Annotated in this window: 15 protein-coding genes; 6 read left to right on the top strand and 9 right to left on the bottom strand. The window is 59.7% G+C overall.

Annotated elements, in window-relative coordinates; genetic code table 11:
- Positions 1–26: 26 nt before the first annotated feature.
- Genes IC231_RS03230 through mnmD form a run of 4 tightly spaced genes read right to left on the bottom strand, consistent with a single transcriptional unit; the run spans position 27 to position 3511 of the window.
- Positions 27–614: a GDYXXLXY domain-containing protein gene (locus IC231_RS03230; protein WP_190783161.1), complete on the bottom strand. Its 588-nt coding sequence runs from the start codon at positions 612–614 to the stop codon at positions 27–29.
- A complete protein-coding gene (locus IC231_RS03235) occupies positions 611–1834 on the bottom strand; it encodes a DUF2157 domain-containing protein (RefSeq protein ID WP_190783162.1) in 1224 nt (407 codons plus the stop codon). The genes IC231_RS03230 and IC231_RS03235 overlap by 4 nt, the downstream gene beginning before the upstream one ends.
- Positions 1835–1873: 39 nt before the next feature.
- Positions 1874–2806, bottom strand: a complete 933-nt coding sequence (locus tag IC231_RS03240; protein ID WP_190783163.1) for an archaemetzincin — start codon at positions 2804–2806, stop codon at positions 1874–1876.
- 18 nt (positions 2807–2824) lie between these two features.
- Positions 2825–3511, bottom strand: coding sequence for a tRNA (5-methylaminomethyl-2-thiouridine)(34)-methyltransferase MnmD (gene mnmD / locus IC231_RS03245; protein ID WP_190783164.1), 687 nt, complete (start codon positions 3509–3511; stop codon positions 2825–2827).
- A gap of 148 nt (positions 3512–3659) precedes the next feature.
- Between mnmD and IC231_RS03250 the strand changes: the two genes are divergently transcribed.
- The 3 genes from IC231_RS03250 to rlmN all read left to right on the top strand — a co-directional run bounded on the left by IC231_RS03250 (position 3660) and on the right by rlmN (position 5757).
- On the top strand, positions 3660–4094 hold the full coding sequence (locus IC231_RS03250) for an acyl-CoA thioesterase (protein ID WP_190783165.1): 435 nt from the start codon (positions 3660–3662) through the stop codon (positions 4092–4094).
- Between the two features lie 36 nt (positions 4095–4130).
- Positions 4131–4493 carry a hypothetical protein gene (locus IC231_RS03255; RefSeq protein ID WP_190783166.1) on the top strand — a complete coding sequence of 121 codons (363 nt, stop codon included), beginning with the start codon at positions 4131–4133 and terminating at the stop codon, positions 4491–4493.
- A gap of 193 nt (positions 4494–4686) precedes the next feature.
- The gene (gene rlmN / locus IC231_RS03260) at positions 4687–5757 is read left to right on the top strand and encodes a 23S rRNA (adenine(2503)-C(2))-methyltransferase RlmN (RefSeq protein ID WP_394368198.1); all 1071 of its coding nucleotides are present in this window, start codon (positions 4687–4689) and stop codon (positions 5755–5757) included.
- Here the strand turns inward: rlmN and IC231_RS03265 are convergent.
- Together IC231_RS03265 and IC231_RS03270 are read right to left on the bottom strand one after the other, a co-directional pair.
- Entirely contained in the window at positions 5754–6464 is a 711-nt protein-coding gene (locus IC231_RS03265) for a hypothetical protein (protein WP_190783167.1), read from the bottom strand. The genes rlmN and IC231_RS03265 overlap by 4 nt on opposite strands.
- Positions 6465–6618: 154 nt before the next feature.
- Entirely contained in the window at positions 6619–7587 is a 969-nt protein-coding gene (locus IC231_RS03270) for a YihY/virulence factor BrkB family protein (RefSeq protein WP_190783168.1), read from the bottom strand.
- 130 nt (positions 7588–7717) lie between these two features.
- Here IC231_RS03270 and IC231_RS03275 point away from each other — a divergent pair, with 130 nt between their 5' ends.
- Positions 7718–8569, top strand: coding sequence for a hypothetical protein (locus IC231_RS03275; RefSeq protein ID WP_190783169.1), 852 nt, complete (start codon positions 7718–7720; stop codon positions 8567–8569).
- A gap of 11 nt (positions 8570–8580) precedes the next feature.
- On the opposite strand, the gene IC231_RS03280 is transcribed toward IC231_RS03275, so the two are convergent.
- On the bottom strand, positions 8581–9315 hold the full coding sequence (locus IC231_RS03280) for a DUF3891 family protein (RefSeq protein WP_190783170.1): 735 nt from the start codon (positions 9313–9315) through the stop codon (positions 8581–8583).
- A 627-nt stretch (positions 9316–9942) separates the two neighbouring features.
- The gene (locus tag IC231_RS03285) at positions 9943–10932 is read right to left on the bottom strand and encodes an NAD-dependent epimerase/dehydratase family protein (RefSeq protein WP_190783171.1); all 990 of its coding nucleotides are present in this window, start codon (positions 10930–10932) and stop codon (positions 9943–9945) included.
- Positions 10933–11092: 160 nt separating this feature from the next.
- Here IC231_RS03285 and IC231_RS03290 point away from each other — a divergent pair, with 160 nt between their 5' ends.
- Together IC231_RS03290 and kbl are read left to right on the top strand one after the other, a co-directional pair.
- Positions 11093–12160, top strand: coding sequence for a patatin-like phospholipase family protein (locus IC231_RS03290; RefSeq protein WP_190783172.1), 1068 nt, complete (start codon positions 11093–11095; stop codon positions 12158–12160).
- A 95-nt stretch (positions 12161–12255) separates the two neighbouring features.
- Positions 12256–13452, top strand: a complete 1197-nt coding sequence (gene kbl / locus IC231_RS03295) for a glycine C-acetyltransferase (RefSeq protein ID WP_190783173.1) — start codon at positions 12256–12258, stop codon at positions 13450–13452.
- Between the two features lie 82 nt (positions 13453–13534).
- Here kbl and IC231_RS03300 read toward each other — a convergent pair whose 3' ends face one another.
- Entirely contained in the window at positions 13535–14137 is a 603-nt protein-coding gene (locus IC231_RS03300; protein WP_190783174.1) for a hypothetical protein, read from the bottom strand.
- Positions 14138–14158 lie beyond the last annotated feature (21 nt).

The raw sequence follows: 14158 nt of genomic DNA on the forward strand, positions 1-14158 counted from the left end.
CATTTATCTGACTGGCTATTCCTTAGCTACCTAGGGCGCAAAGCCGGCAGCACCTCTACCTGAGAAATGCGGGCCTGTCCCCAGGGCGCCACGCTGATGTGCACTTGTAGCGGCTGCTGCCGCCGAAGCTTACGGCGGGTTTCTTCGGGCACGTAGTAGCGTTCCAGGCCGTAGCGCAGGCGCATGCTGCGGCGCCACGTATCGGCCACCCAGCCGCGCAATACCGTTTGGCCCTGTGCCGTTTCTGGCCGCTCCGGATATACTGCCACAGCTTCAAACACCCCGGCACGTGGCTCCAAAACTATATACACGGGGTCTTTGCGGCGGGGCAGCGTGCTACCTTTCCACAGATGCCCCGGCAGCAGACTAATGGTATAGTTCAGCTCTACATAGTCGCTGAAGCGCAGGTCGCGCGGGTCAACGGGTGTGGTGCGCAACAGTACCACGCTCCCGAAACGGCCGGTAGCGTAGCCGGCCGCTGCTACCGCCAGCACAAACAGCAACTGCGCGCCCACCAGCCACAGCAGCCAGCGCTGCCGGTGCGGTTTGGGCAGCGGAGGGTGGCGGGTGGCCGCCGCGCCGCGTTCCGGCGCCGAAGGGGAAGGAGCATTCATGGCTGGGCGGGCGTTTCGGACGAAGAAAACGTGTGCGCGGCCCGGCGGCGCAGAAACCAGCTCAGGCCCAGCAGCAACGAGCCGCCCAGCAGGAAAAACAGCGACTTATCCATAAAGCCCCAGGTGAGCTTGAAGTAAGCCACAGCCGTCGTCAGGATGAACAGCACCGTGCCCAGCGTCACCCGGTCCTGGTTGCGCTCCTGGTGGGCGCGCCACAGCACGGCCCCCGAATAGGCATAGAGCACCACCAGCGTGGCTATGGCCAGTGGCAGCCCACCCGGTAGGTAGAAACCTGGCAGTAGCAGCAGCCAGTCGGTGGCACTGCCTAGGCGGCCGCGGCGCTGCTTACCCCAAAGTGAAAGCGCCAGCACCGCGCCCAACACCCCCAGATACGCCAGCAGCGGCGGCCGCAACTCTCCGGTATAAGTATCCGACTCGCCGAACAGTGCCAAGCCTAACGTAAACAGGAAGGCCGCTACCAGCGGCGGACCCTGCATAGCACGGCCGGCAGGCCGGTCTTCCTGCCAGTCGCCGAGGGCGTAAATCAGCATAGCCGGGCCGAAGAACCAGGTGATTTTGATGTGCAGGTGGCTTACCAGCAGTGCAGTTTGCCAGAGCAGACCGGTAGCCAGCACCGCGCCCAGCAACGAGTCGGGGCGGCGCCACCAGTAGTAGCCCAGTCCGCCCGCCGTGAGCACCGCCGTCAGGTAGCTGAACGCGCCCAACTGGCCTGTGTTATAGCCTTGTACGATGCCGCCAATAGCCACTGTCAGGATGAACAAAAAGCGGCTTCGGTACACCCATGTTAGAGCCACTCCAGCCACGGCCCAGGCCACCAGCCCCGTTAGGTCATAGCCGATGAGCTGATACATCTGGCTGGTCAGGATAATGCTGAGGCCGAACAGCATCAGCCCCAGCCCCACCAGTCCCATGCCCAGCGAATCATATTGGCGGCGCAGGAAGTACTCGGCCCCGGCGTAGGTGCCGGCCAGTGAGCCCAGCAGCAAACCCAGTCGCACGGTTTCGGGCAGGCTCTGCCAGTTGGCCGCCACCAGACTCAGCGCACTCAGCAGAATCAGCAGGCTCCCGAGCAGCGGCAGCAGCCCGATGGCCGGGCGTTCCTCGGGATACAGCGCCAGGAGTTGCGCCCGTTGCGCCTCCGTCACGATGCCCTGCTGCACCCACTCCAGCCCGTCTGTTTCCAGTAGTTTACGACTCATAACTGCTGCAACTTACGGAGGATGGTGCAATGTGGGAGGTTAAGGTCGAGTTACAGCAGGCAGGCGTTTCAGGTCGCGGCTGGCTAAAGAAGCATCGGCTTTTAGCTGATGGCTTTGGAAAAATGTATGCAGCGCCAGCAGCCGTTGACGGTTGTTGTAGCGGCATGTCCAATAGAGCTTGCTCTGGCATTCGGAGCAAAGGCGGTTCGGTGTACCATCAGTTTCCGCTAGACTGTTGGTGCCGTTCATGACGCAGCGCGCGAAGGTGCAGTGGCGCAGGGAAAACATATGTCCCAGCTCGTGGGAGGAAAGGTTGATCAGGCGAGTCAGGCAACGGGTGTAGTTGGCCGCTGTCAACCGGGTATCCTGCAGCCGATACAATGAGGTGACTCCCACCCGGTCTGGGTACGAGGCCAGTCCGAATACATAGTTCCACTCAGGCTTCGGATATAGGTCTCGGGAGCTAAGGGCCATGAGTGTCAAGCCATCGGGCGGTAGCTTTCCGGCGAGGCGGTGCGTGAGGATATAGGGCGCCAGAAGTTGCTCCTGCCCCTCAATTCCCCGGCGCCGGGCCGCCTTCGGCACAAACGTATCCGGCACCGCCGCCAGCAGGGTCACCGGCAGTTGAAAGAAGTGCTGCAGATACTGCCGGGTAGCCTCCAGCACCTTCTTCTGCAGCGGCGAAAAGTGTCCAATCGGCAGCAGATACAACGTCCGATGTACCGAATCTGGTCGGGTAATAGCCAACTCTTGGTACTGCTCCAGCGTTTGGCCCGGCTCGTGGTTCTCATGTCTCCACTCGCCGGTCCGAGGCGCCTTCAATGGCTGGTCATTGGCTTTGATAGCACTGAAATACGCTCGTGCTTCCGCCGAAAAGTCCGGGTAACGGGGCCAACCACACGCCAGTGCTAAGCTGATGCCCACCAGACCTACTACTCCCCAAACCAACCGAATAAGTTGACGAAATGCCAAGAAGCCAGACACGATATTCTACCCCCGTTTCCAGGCGCGCGTCATTTCGCGCTTGCCTACTGGTCCGGGCACCTTTTCTACCTGCCAGCCGGCAGCTTTCAGGCTGCGCCGAAAAGAGCCTTTGGCGCAGTAGCTGACCAGGCAACCGCCGGGCGCGGTAGCGGCATATAGCTGGGCAAATACTTCATCGGTCCACATGTCGGGCTGCTTTTCCGGTGCAAAGGCATCAAAGTAGATAACCTGGTAGGTGTCTTCGGCAAGCAGCGTATCCTGCAGGGCGCCGGCCATTTTCAGCAGCGCAAACTGCGGCGTGAGGGCCACCGGCGTACCCCAGGAAGCGGCATGAATCTGCTGATGGTAGTCGAGTAACTCGGGATTCAGTAGGTAGCGTTCCGCGCCCAGCTGCTCAATAATGGCTTCCGAAAGCGGGTATTTCTCGATGGTGTCGTAGAAGATGGGTTGGGCACTGTCCAGGCTGCGCTCCAGCGTAAGCAGCGCGTTCAGGCCCGTCCCGAAGCCTACTTCCAGCACCCAGACCATGCCCGTGGCTTTCGAGAGAACCGGCTCCAGCCCGGCCGCCAGATACACGTGCTGGGCTTCCTGCACCGCGCCGTGCGTGGAATGATAGTGCTCATCCAGGGCCGGCACATACAGCGTGCTCGAGCCGTCGGCGGTAGTGCGGACTTCTACTTTGGGGTTGGACATTGTGGGAAGCGTGGAAATGGGGGAGTGGAGCGGGTACGGCGCGGCGCCCGGAAAAGATGCTGAGAAAGAAGCGAAAAAAGGTAGCGGAACCGCCCGGCCGGCAAGCCGTGCGTATGTACGCTATCCGCTTTTCTTTTGCCCCAGATACATGGCACGCGTTAAAGTAAATCTACCGGAAACTTTCCTGTTTTCCACGCACATTCCCATCCGGATTACGGACCTCAACTATGGCGGCCACCTCGGCAACGATGCGCTGCTCAGCCTGCTGCACGAAGCCCGCGTGCAGTTTCTGCGCCACGTGGGTCTCACCGAGTTCGACCCTGCCACCGGGCGCGGCACCATCATGGCCGATGTGGCCATTGAGTACAAGGGTGAGGGTTTTTACGGCGACGTGCTGCACATCCGGATGGCCGCCGATGACCTCTCGAAATACGGTTTCGACGTGGTATATGGGGTGCGCACCCAGGACGGCCGCGAAATAGCCCGCGCCAAAACCGGCATGCTCATGTTCGACTACAAAGCCCGCAAGCTGCAGCTGCTCGGCGAGGAAGTTGCCGGTCGGCTGCGCGGCGAAGCAGGTTAGCGCTGGCGGGTGGTTTTCGGGGTTATATTAGCCCGAATGAAACGACGTGCTTTTCTGCTCTGCTTATTGTTCTTGTTTGCAGGGCGGCAAGTCTTCGGGGAGGCATTCAAGAATGGTACGGTAGAAGACTTTCTGGGGGCGGCCCTGCTGCTTATGTTCGGTGCTCCCGTGGCCATCGGGCTGGGCGTGTACGGGCTGTTGCGCCTGACCGACTACGAGCACACCGCCAGTCTGGTGATAACAGTGTTGCTGGCCTGTTTGGCGTGGTGGTTTGGGCTGTTTATCCTGTTTGATATGCCCGCCAATCCGGGCCGCTTCTGGTTTATAGCGCTGTGCATGAGTGCGGGGGCCGCGGCCGCCGGCTACTACGGCAGCCGGGAAGAGAAACCGGATGCGTAACGCCCTTTGCAGCACCCGGAAACTGCGGCCGCTGGGCCTAGAAGCAGCAAGCAGCTTGCGCGGCGAATAGCAGCTATTTGCGGCGGAGCGCAACGACTGCCTCACTTCTATAGCACGTGCTGGCTGACCGCGTACCCGAGAATAGCAAAAACCGGGAACCCAACTGCCTCTGGCGTTGTATCTTTGCGCTATGATGATTGAACTGCCCGTAGTTTCCAAGCGCGACATCCGCAAACTCACCCCCGACGAGCTTAAGACCTTTATGGTGGAGCACGGCGAGAAGCCGTTCCGCGCCAAGCAGGTGAGCGAGTGGCTCTGGAAGAACACGGCTGGCTCGTTTGAGGAGATGAACAACATTTCCCTGGCCACGCGCGAGCTGCTGGCCCAGCACTTCGTCATCAATGGGGTGCAGGTGCAGAATCAGCAGCTCAGCAACGACGGTACCATTAAATCGGCGTTCCGGCTCTACGACGGCAACATCGTGGAAGGCGTACTGATTCCGCACGATACGCGCATGACGGCCTGCATCAGCTCGCAGGTGGGCTGCTCGCTTACGTGCAAGTTCTGCGCAACCGGCTACATGGAGCGCAAGCGCAACCTCGACGCCGCCGAAATCTACGACCAGGTGGTGCGCATCAAGGAGCAGTGCGAAGCTCAGTACGGCACGCCTCTCACCAACATCGTGTACATGGGCATGGGCGAGCCTCTGCTCAACTACGCCAACGTGGTGAAAAGCATCGAGCGTATTACGGCGCCCGACGGCCTGAACATGGCCCCGCGCCGCATCACGGTCAGCACTGCCGGCATTGCCAAGATGATCAAGAAGCTGGCCGACGACGGCGTGAAGGCCAATCTGGCTCTGAGCCTGCACGCGCCCAACGACACTAAGCGCAACGAAATCATGCCTATCAATGAAGCCAACTCGCTGGCCTCGCTGAAGGACGCGCTGAAGCACTACCACCAGGTAACGGGCCGCAAAGTCACCTACGAGTACATCGTATTCGAAAGCTTCAACGACACGCTGGAGGATGCCGAGGAGCTGTTCCAGATTTCGAAGTGGATTCCCTGCAAAGTGAATCTCATTGAGTACAACCCCATCGAAAACGCCGACTACAAAAACACCGGCGAAGTGAAGCTGATGGCGTTTCTGAAGTATCTGGCCGACCGGGGCGTGCAAACCAACCTGCGCCGCTCGCGTGGCAAAGACATTGACGCTGCCTGCGGACAGCTGGCCGTGAAAGAGAAGCCGGAGGTAGCCGCTTAGTTCTCCGTTACTTCATCCAGGCCCATCTGCATCAGATAGTTGGGGCACTGGTCGACCAGCAGCAGGGCTATCTTGCGGCCCACAGTTTCCATGTGGCCGGTGTTCTGAATCTGCTTCAGGCCGTAGTAGTTGGACAACGCTTCCAGATGCTTGAGTATGGAGCCCTGCATAGCGTTTTCGATGATCTGCTTGCGTTCCGCCTTGGGCCGGCCGGAAATGGCCGATTTCGCGTTTTCGGTGTCCAGCCGCTGGCAGATTTCGGTAGAGACGAGCGTCAGCACGGGTTTTTCTTCCGGCGCAATGGTCGGCTTGCCCTTCATGGCCGACATGCCCACAGACGCGAACAGCTGCTGACTCAGCGGGCACTCCTGCAGCAGCACTATCACCACTTCGCGGCCCACCATTTCGCCAAACTTGCGCGGCTTGCTGACTTTGTTGGCCTTCATAATGGCCGACATTTCATCAATGTGCTCCCGCATACTGCTTTGCAGGGCTTCTTCGAGCAGGGCCTGGCCTTCCTCGGGGGAGAGTTTGTTGAGCGGCTTCTTTTTCTCTTCTTCGTTGAGCTTGTTGCAGACTGACTGCGAAACGTGCTGAATGAATAGCTTCTGGCCTTTCAGTGTGTCGGCCGCTACAGGAGCGGCGGCATAAACGTGCCCCGATAGGAGTAGGAAAGCGGATAACAGCAGAGTAGATAGTGTTTTCATCCTTGCAAGATAGCGCGCCGGAACGAACCCGACTGCGCTTTGCAGCTGCCTGGACAAAACTTTTTTGACCGTTGCCGACTGTGCAGCACCAGCCTGTGCCGGCCCGGAAACCGGCGCGGCAAATGAAGCCTGCTCTGGTACTCTTGCCTGCTGGTTAATTCTTCCAGCGTCCTTCGGAACGGGGACGGCCCGTCGTGATTTCCTCTTTCGATTCGCCCTCGGGTACTTCGCGGGTTTCGATGCGAACGGCGTGGGCCTTCGGCTGCACTTTCTGCCCGAATCCATCGGCAAACTCCTGCGTGAATTCGGCCCCGAAAAAAATGATGAGCGACGAGTAGTTCACCCATAGCAGCAGCAGAATGGCCGAGCCCGCCGCCCCGAAAGCCGAGCCCGGATTGGCGTAGGCAATGTAGGCCGCAATCAGGTACTTGCCCAGCATAAAGAGCAGTGCCGTAATGAAAGCCCCGATGCCCACGTCGCGCCACCGGATGATGGCATCGGGCAGGAACCGGTAGATGAGGGCAAACAGCAGCGAGGTGATAAAGAGCGACAAGCTGAAATCAATCAGCCGGATCAGGATAATCGTGACTTCGGGCAGCAGCCGTTGCAGATAGTCGGTGAAGACGGAGAGCATGGCGCTGATAACGAACGAAATCAGTAGCAGCAGAGCCACGCTCAGAATCAGGCCGAACGAGAGCAGCCGGTCCCGCACAAACTGCCAGATACCGTTGCGGGGCTTCACTTTCAGATTCCAGATGTCGTTGATGCTTTCCTGCAGCGTCACGAAGAAGGTGGTGGCCGCGAAAATGAGAGTGCCGATGCCGATGATGGCCGCCACGCCGCCTTTCTGCTGCTTGGTAAACTCGGCAATGGAATCCTGCAGAAACTTAGCCGAATCAGCCCCGACGAAGCCGCGTAGCTGCCCATAGACCTGGCCGGTCACGGCTTCGCCGCCATACATAGAACTGGCCACCGTGATGACGATGAGCAGCAGCGGCGGCAGCGAGAAAATGGTGTAGTAGGAGAGGGCCGCCGCGTGGCGAAACGAGTTGTTGACCATGAACTCGGCGGCCGTAGTTTTGAAGATATTGACGATATCAGAGAAGCGGTAGTGCGTGGCCATAAAGCAGAAAAATCAGGAGCAGAAGCTCTGGTAGTACGGCCGGATGGCAAAGGCGTTCGGTTAAGCTGGCCAAATCCGGCACGTATGCGTAGAACAGACGGCTCCATTCGATTATCAAAACCTGCTGCTTATGCCTCGTTCTACTCGCTCTTTTTTCACTGGCCGATTCCTGTTTTTGCTTACTCCGACAGCGCTGCTGGCGGGCCTGAGCGGCTGCAGCCAGACTGCCGACAAGCCGGCCGCGGCTACCACCGAAGTGCCGGCCGCCGATAGCACGGCTTCGTATCCGGCCGCCGATGGCTTCGACCGGGTAGGCTCCGATGCTCAGGCGCTGGCCCTGGCCGACCGGGTGATGCAACACATGGGCGGCTATCCGGCCTGGCAGCAGACCCGCCTGCTGGGTTGGGACTTTCTGGATGGCTCCTACCAGCTCTGGGACAAACAGACCGGCGACTTCCGTTGGCAGAAAGACAGCCTGGTGGCGCTCTATAACCTAGGCGCTAAGCAAGGGCATGTATACCGGAGCGGCGAGGATATTTCGGCTACGCCCGACGGCCGGAAGCTACTGGAAAACATGTACCCGATTTGGGTGAACAACTCGTGGTGGCTGCTGATGCCCTTCAAGCTGAAAGACTCCGGCGTGACGCTCACCTACCAGGGAGCCGGCAAGTTCATGGACAGTACCGCCGCCGAAGTGCTCAATATGAGCTTCCGCAACGTAGGCGTGACGCCCGACAACCGCTACCAGCTGTTCGTGAACCCCAAAACCAGCCTCGTGGAAGAGTGGGCCTACTACAAGGAAGCCAACGACTCGCTGCCCGCCTTCCGCCGCCGCTGGTCCGACTACCGCCGCTACGGCAAACTGCTACTTGCCTCCGACCGCACCGATGGCAAAGACGGCCGCCACCTCGACCACATTGTGGCCCTGGACTCCGTGCCGGCCGGCATCATGACGAATCCAAAGCTGATACAACCGCTATAGTCCCTAGCTGGCTACGGCTGTGCGCTGAACTGCCACGTCAGGGTTTCGATGGGTGCCTTGCGTAGCGCGGTGGCCAGTTCCGCATCGTCCTGGAACTGCAGCTGCCGCAGTTGCAGGGCCTCCACACTCACATCAAACTGAGCTTCCCGGAACGGCCAGGGGTGCACCGTTACGGGGCCACCGGGCTGAGGCTGCTGCACCTCATAGCGCTGCCCGTTGGGGCCGGTATAGATTTCGAGGGCGCGGCCCATTTCCGGCAGCTCATGGCGGCACAGAATCAGGCTGAGCCGGTCGCACCAGTGCAGCAGGTCGTAGGCCTGGCGGGTCTCAGCTTTCGTGACTTTTAGCTCCCGCAGCCATTTTTTCTGCTGCGCCTGCTGCTCATCCAGAAAAGCGGCCAGCTCCTTTTTTTCGTCGCGCAGGCCTTCGTAGAGCGTGCTCAGGTGCATGCTGGTGAGCAGGCTGCGCCAGCGCCCCTGGAAGCGGGCGGCCTGCATGAGGCGCGTAGCCTGTTCCAGCGAAAAGTCCTTCATCGTGAAGTTGGCGGGTGCGCCTGCCGCCGTAATGCCGTAGTGTCCGTCCCAGTGCTGCTGCTCGTCGTCGTGCTGGGCGGTGGCCGCCAGCAGGCCCACCCACCGGTCGGGCGGGCCCAGCGGCGGCCACTGCCAGGCCAGCTGGCTTGCTAGCAGCGCATGCATCTGCTGGTAGATAATCTGCCAGCCATCGGGCGTATGGTTTACTATCATGGCGGTGGTGATGAAGGAGTGAGGTGACCGATGACAGGAACGCACCCGGTGACTGGAGGTTTACTACGGATTCGCCGAAAACAAACGCGCCCCACCGGCTAAGGTGAGGCGTGTTTGCTGCCGTAGTTAAAGATCAGGGAGCAGCCAAAGCATTGGCTGTAGCCATGTGCTGCAGCAACTGGGACGTCCAATATGCGTCCAAGCCAATTTCAACTACGCCGGCCTGGAATAGACCTGGAACGTATTCTGTTTCGCTTAGTCGGGTAGCCTGAAAGGGTTCAGGCTGTTGTAGCAACACAATATGGCTGTAGGGAATTCTGACCAAAGACGAAAAGCCCATATTGTTGCGAATCACTACTTCTTGGGTGTCGAAGCCAATCTGTAGCACGTCGTTGTGCCATATTCCGCCAATGCGAGCTGAAAACCGAGTCATACGGGGCACACTGTGCAAACTTTCATATTGCTCGCGTAGTTGTCCCCATCCCGGCTGAAACGGGTTCGCAGCGCGGAGTCCGCCAATGCGTCGGAGTGTTAGACGCACTATCCAATAGAGCACATACAGCATTCCCGCTGTCACTGATATCCGGGCCACAGCAGCCAAGATGCTTCCGATGCTTAACAGCATGCCTACTTCAGCACCAACGCTTCCTTCAGGTGCAGCAGCATGTCGTCGGTCATGCGGTTCAGGTCGAAGCCGGGCTGCCAGTTCCAATCCTGGCGGGCCTGGCTGTCGTCGATGCTGGCGGGCCAGGAGTCGGCAATCTGCTGGCGCGAGTCGGGCTGGTACGTTACCCGGAAATCGGGGTAGTGGCGCTGAATGCTGGCCGTAATTTCGGCGGGCGAGAAGCTCATGGCCCCCAGGTTGTAGCTGCTGCGCACCTTGATGTTCTCGGCCGGGGCATGCATCAGGTCCAGGGTGGCTTTCAGCGCGTCGGGCATGTACATCATCGGCAGGTAGGTGTCCTCTTTCAGGAAGCACTCGTAGGCCTCGCCGGCCACGGCCTTGTGGTAGATGTCCACGGCATAGTCGGTGGTGCCGCCGCCGGGCAGGCTCTTGTAGCCGATCAGGCCGGGGTAGCGCAGGCTGCGCACGTCCAGGCCATGCTTGCGGAAATACCACTCGCACCACTGTTCGCCAGCTAGTTTGCTGATGCCATACACCGTGTTCGGGTTCATGACGGTAAGCTGGGGCGTATTTTGGCGAGGCGTATCGGGGCCAAACACGGCAATGCTGCTGGGCCAGTACACCTGCTGCACGCCCAGGTCCACGGCTGCATCCAGCACATGAAACAGGCCATCCATGTTCAGCTGCCACCCGAATTTTGGGTTCTTCTCGGCCGTGGCCGAGAGCAGCGCGGCCAGATGGTACACTTGCTTGGGCTTATACTGGCGTACTACTTCTTCCAGGCGGGACTTATCCAGTACGTCCAGCAGTTCGAAGGGGCCGGCTTCCAGGGTTTCGGCGTCTTTGGGCGCGCGTACGTCGGCGGCTACCACATTGGAGGCGCCATAGATCTGGCGCAGCTCGTGGGTGAGTTCTAAGCCCAGCTGACCGCCGGCGCCAATAACAAGAACGGTGTCGCCGGGGGTGGTGGGAGAGGTGCTGGAAGTTGTCATGGGCAGAAGGAGTGGGGGAAGTAGGTGGTGGGGCCCGCAAAGATACGGGAGCCGCTGCGTTTGGTGACGGTGCCGCGCTTCTATCGGCCGCGCGGTTCGGCGCGCCCTGCAACCCTGGCCAGTCCTTGTGCTATCTTGGCGCTACCATATAGTTTGCTTTATGCGCACCATCTTTTTTCTATTCCTGTCTCTTCAGCTGGCCGTAAAGGGCACTGCCCAACCAGCTTCAGCAACCCCACCCGTCTACCGCAACCTGGTGATGGAAGGCGGGGGCATCCGGGGCATAGCCTACGGTGGGGCATTAGCCGAGCTCGAGCAGCGGGGTGTGCTGGCCGGTATCCGACGGGTGGGCGGCACGTCGGCCGGGGCCATTCAGGCGGCGCTGCTGGCCGTGGGCTACTCGCCCAAGGAGATTATCGAGGTGATGAACAACACGCCGGTACAGCGCCTTAACGATGGCCGGCTTATCTTCTTCGGCGGCAGCACCCGCCTCATTAAACAATATGGCTGGTACCGCGGCGACCAGTTTACGCAGTACCTAAGCGAGCTGGTGGCGCGCAAAACCCACGACCCGAACCTTACGCTGGGCCAGCTCCACACCCTGGTTCGGCAGGACTCGCTGCACTACCGCGACCTGTACACCACCGGCACCAACCTCACTACGCAACGGGTGCAGGTGTTCAGCCACGAAACTCACCCCGATATGCGCGTAGCCGACGCTGTGCGCATCAGCATGAGCATTCCGCTGTATTTCCGGGCCGTATTGCTCGATAAGCAGGGCCACGTGGTGCGGCAGCCCGCCAAAGGGCAGGCTGTGGAAGTGCTGGTAGATGGCGGGCTGCTGGCGAATTTTCCCATCGATTTGTTCGACGACGCGCGTTACCTGAGTGCTTTGGCATCCGACACGCTGCCGGCAGCCGGCCCGTTCGCCAACCCCGAAACCCTGGGCCTGCGCCTCGACCGGCCCGAACAACTGCCCTACGATGTGCAGCCCGGCGGCCGGCAGCAACTCGCGCCCTACGCCATACAGGATTTCGGCTCGTATATGGGCGCGCTCTACAACGTGGCTATTGAAAACCTGAATCCGGCCCGGCCCGGGGACTGGGCCCGCACCGTCAGCATTAGTACGGCTGGCTTCAACCCCAAGATAAAGCGGATGTCGGCGGAGCAGAAGCAGCAGCTCATGGACAGCGGACAAGCGGGCGTGCAGGCATTTTTTGCGCGGTAATCTTGTTGGCCGTTCTGCGCTCCGCTCAGGATAGCAGATAGTATCTTTGCCCAACTTCCTCCCACTCACCGAATCACTAGTTCACCACGCAGTCTATGTACACCACCCTCCAGCCCGACCTCACCCAGCAGCTTCAGGAAATCAAGGATGCCGGCCTTTACAAGAAGGAGCGCATCATAACCAGCCCGCAGGGCGCGGAAATCGAGACGCAGGAGGCCGGTGAGGTGCTGAACTTCTGCGCCAATAACTACCTGGGCCTGTCGTCGCACCCTGAGGTGGTGAAGGCCGCTAAAGAAGCTATTGATACGCATGGCTACGGCATGTCGTCGGTACGCTTCATCTGCGGTACCCAGGATATTCATAAGCAGTTGGAAGCCAAATTGGCCCAGTTTCTGGGCACCGAGGACACCATTCTGTATGCTGCCGCCTTCGATGCCAACGGCGGGGTGTTCGAGCCGCTCTTCAACGAGCAGGATGCTATTATTTCGGATGCCCTAAACCACGCCTCTATCATTGATGGGGTGCGCCTGTGCAAGGCCCAGCGCTACCGCTACGCGCACAACGACATGCAGGACCTAGAGCAGCAGCTACAGGATGCCGTTGCGAAGGGCACGCGCCACCGCATTATCGTTACGGACGGGTCTTTCTCCATGGATGGCACCATCGCGCAGCTCGACAAAATCTGCGACCTGGCCGACAAGTATGAGGCCTTAGTGATGATTGACGAGTGCCACTCGATGGGCTTCCTGGGTAAAACCGGCCGCGGCACGCACGAGTACCGCAATGTGCTCGGCCGCGTCGATATTATTACGGGCACGCTCGGCAAGGCGCTGGGCGGAGCCATGGGCGGCTTCACGTCGGGCCGCAAGGAAATCATTGACATGCTACGCCAGCGCAGCCGTCCCTACCTGTTCTCGAACACCCTCGCGCCTGCCATTGTGGGGGCCAGCCTGCGGGTGTTGGAGCTGCTTACCGAAAGCACCGAGCTGCGCGACCGGCTGGAAGAAAACACGCAATACTTCCGCGAGAAGATGACAGCGGCCGGCTTCGACATCAAGCCCGGCGAGCACCCGATTGTGCCCGTTATGCTGTATGACGCCAAGCTAAGCCAGGATTTCGCGGCCAAAATGCTGGAAAAAGGTATTTACGTGGTGGGATTCTACTTCCCAGTAGTGCCCAAAGGCCAGGCCCGCATCCGGGTGCAGCTCAGCGCCGCCCACACCCGCGCCCACCTCGACAAGGCCATTGCCGCCTTCATTGAAGTAGGCAAGGAGCTGGAAGTGCTGAAGTAGCCCGCCGTGGCGCTGATGCCCCGCACCGGAAATGCCCTCGCGACACGCGTGGACGCTTCCGGTGCGGGGCATCGTTGCGTTGTTAGGGCTGGCGAAGCGCTTGTACCTGTCGTTCGGTAAGCTGAGCCGTGAAAACCGGCGACTCTACTACGTGGGAGCCTATTTTGGCTACTGCTTTACAAGGGGTCGGAATGGAACCCCGAAAGAAGGTGTACACATCTATATCCATTGCCATATAGAAGTGCGAAGGCAGTGTGTCCTGCCAAAAGCTGTTCCCACAGACGCTGAAAGGCAGTGTTTTGAAGGATTTCCACTGGCCGTCCGACTGAAAGAGAAGGGTTATACCAGTTACGGTAGCGTCTGAACGTTCAATCTCAATAGGCGCAGGGTCCGGATTGACCAAGTAAATGCGCGCATACTGCACGCCGAACCGCCCCTGAACCAGCAAATCGGGCAGTGTTCTTAGTTGAAGACCTTCCGATGCCTGTACTGCAAGCGCCTCGCGTAGTTGCGGGGTCAGGGCACCTTTTGCTTTGAACCATGCGCTGTGCCCCAACTCATAATACGGCTTCTGAAAAACCACCACAGGATGTGCAGCAGATGCTGCCGTATTCGACTGGGCAAACACCGGTGGGAGCGTGCTATACAGAATAGCGGATAGCAGAGGTAGGAGCTTATAATACATGTAGTTATAGCATTGCGAATT

Source organism: Hymenobacter duratus, assembly GCF_014698995.1.
Classification (GTDB): domain Bacteria; phylum Bacteroidota; class Bacteroidia; order Cytophagales; family Hymenobacteraceae; genus Hymenobacter; species Hymenobacter duratus.

Coding starts and splice junctions, on each gene's coding strand:
- IC231_RS03235 (WP_190783162.1), bottom strand. CDS start 1,834: ATGAGTCGTAAACTACTGGAAACAGACGGGCTGGAGTGGGTGCAGCAG.
- IC231_RS03270 (WP_190783168.1), bottom strand. CDS start 7,587: ATGGCCACGCACTACCGCTTCTCTGATATCGTCAATATCTTCAAAACT.
- IC231_RS03255 (WP_190783166.1), top strand. CDS start 4,131: ATGAAACGACGTGCTTTTCTGCTCTGCTTATTGTTCTTGTTTGCAGGG.
- rlmN (WP_394368198.1), top strand. CDS start 4,687: ATGATTGAACTGCCCGTAGTTTCCAAGCGCGACATCCGCAAACTCACC.
- IC231_RS03280 (WP_190783170.1), bottom strand. CDS start 9,315: ATGATAGTAAACCATACGCCCGATGGCTGGCAGATTATCTACCAGCAG.
- IC231_RS03250 (WP_190783165.1), top strand. CDS start 3,660: ATGGCACGCGTTAAAGTAAATCTACCGGAAACTTTCCTGTTTTCCACG.
- IC231_RS03265 (WP_190783167.1), bottom strand. CDS start 6,464: ATGAAAACACTATCTACTCTGCTGTTATCCGCTTTCCTACTCCTATCG.
- kbl (WP_190783173.1), top strand. CDS start 12,256: ATGTACACCACCCTCCAGCCCGACCTCACCCAGCAGCTTCAGGAAATC.
- mnmD (WP_190783164.1), bottom strand. CDS start 3,511: ATGTCCAACCCCAAAGTAGAAGTCCGCACTACCGCCGACGGCTCGAGC.
- IC231_RS03290 (WP_190783172.1), top strand. CDS start 11,093: ATGCGCACCATCTTTTTTCTATTCCTGTCTCTTCAGCTGGCCGTAAAG.
- IC231_RS03285 (WP_190783171.1), bottom strand. CDS start 10,932: ATGACAACTTCCAGCACCTCTCCCACCACCCCCGGCGACACCGTTCTT.
- IC231_RS03300 (WP_190783174.1), bottom strand. CDS start 14,137: ATGTATTATAAGCTCCTACCTCTGCTATCCGCTATTCTGTATAGCACG.
- IC231_RS03275 (WP_190783169.1), top strand. CDS start 7,718: ATGCCTCGTTCTACTCGCTCTTTTTTCACTGGCCGATTCCTGTTTTTG.
- IC231_RS03230 (WP_190783161.1), bottom strand. CDS start 614: ATGAATGCTCCTTCCCCTTCGGCGCCGGAACGCGGCGCGGCGGCCACC.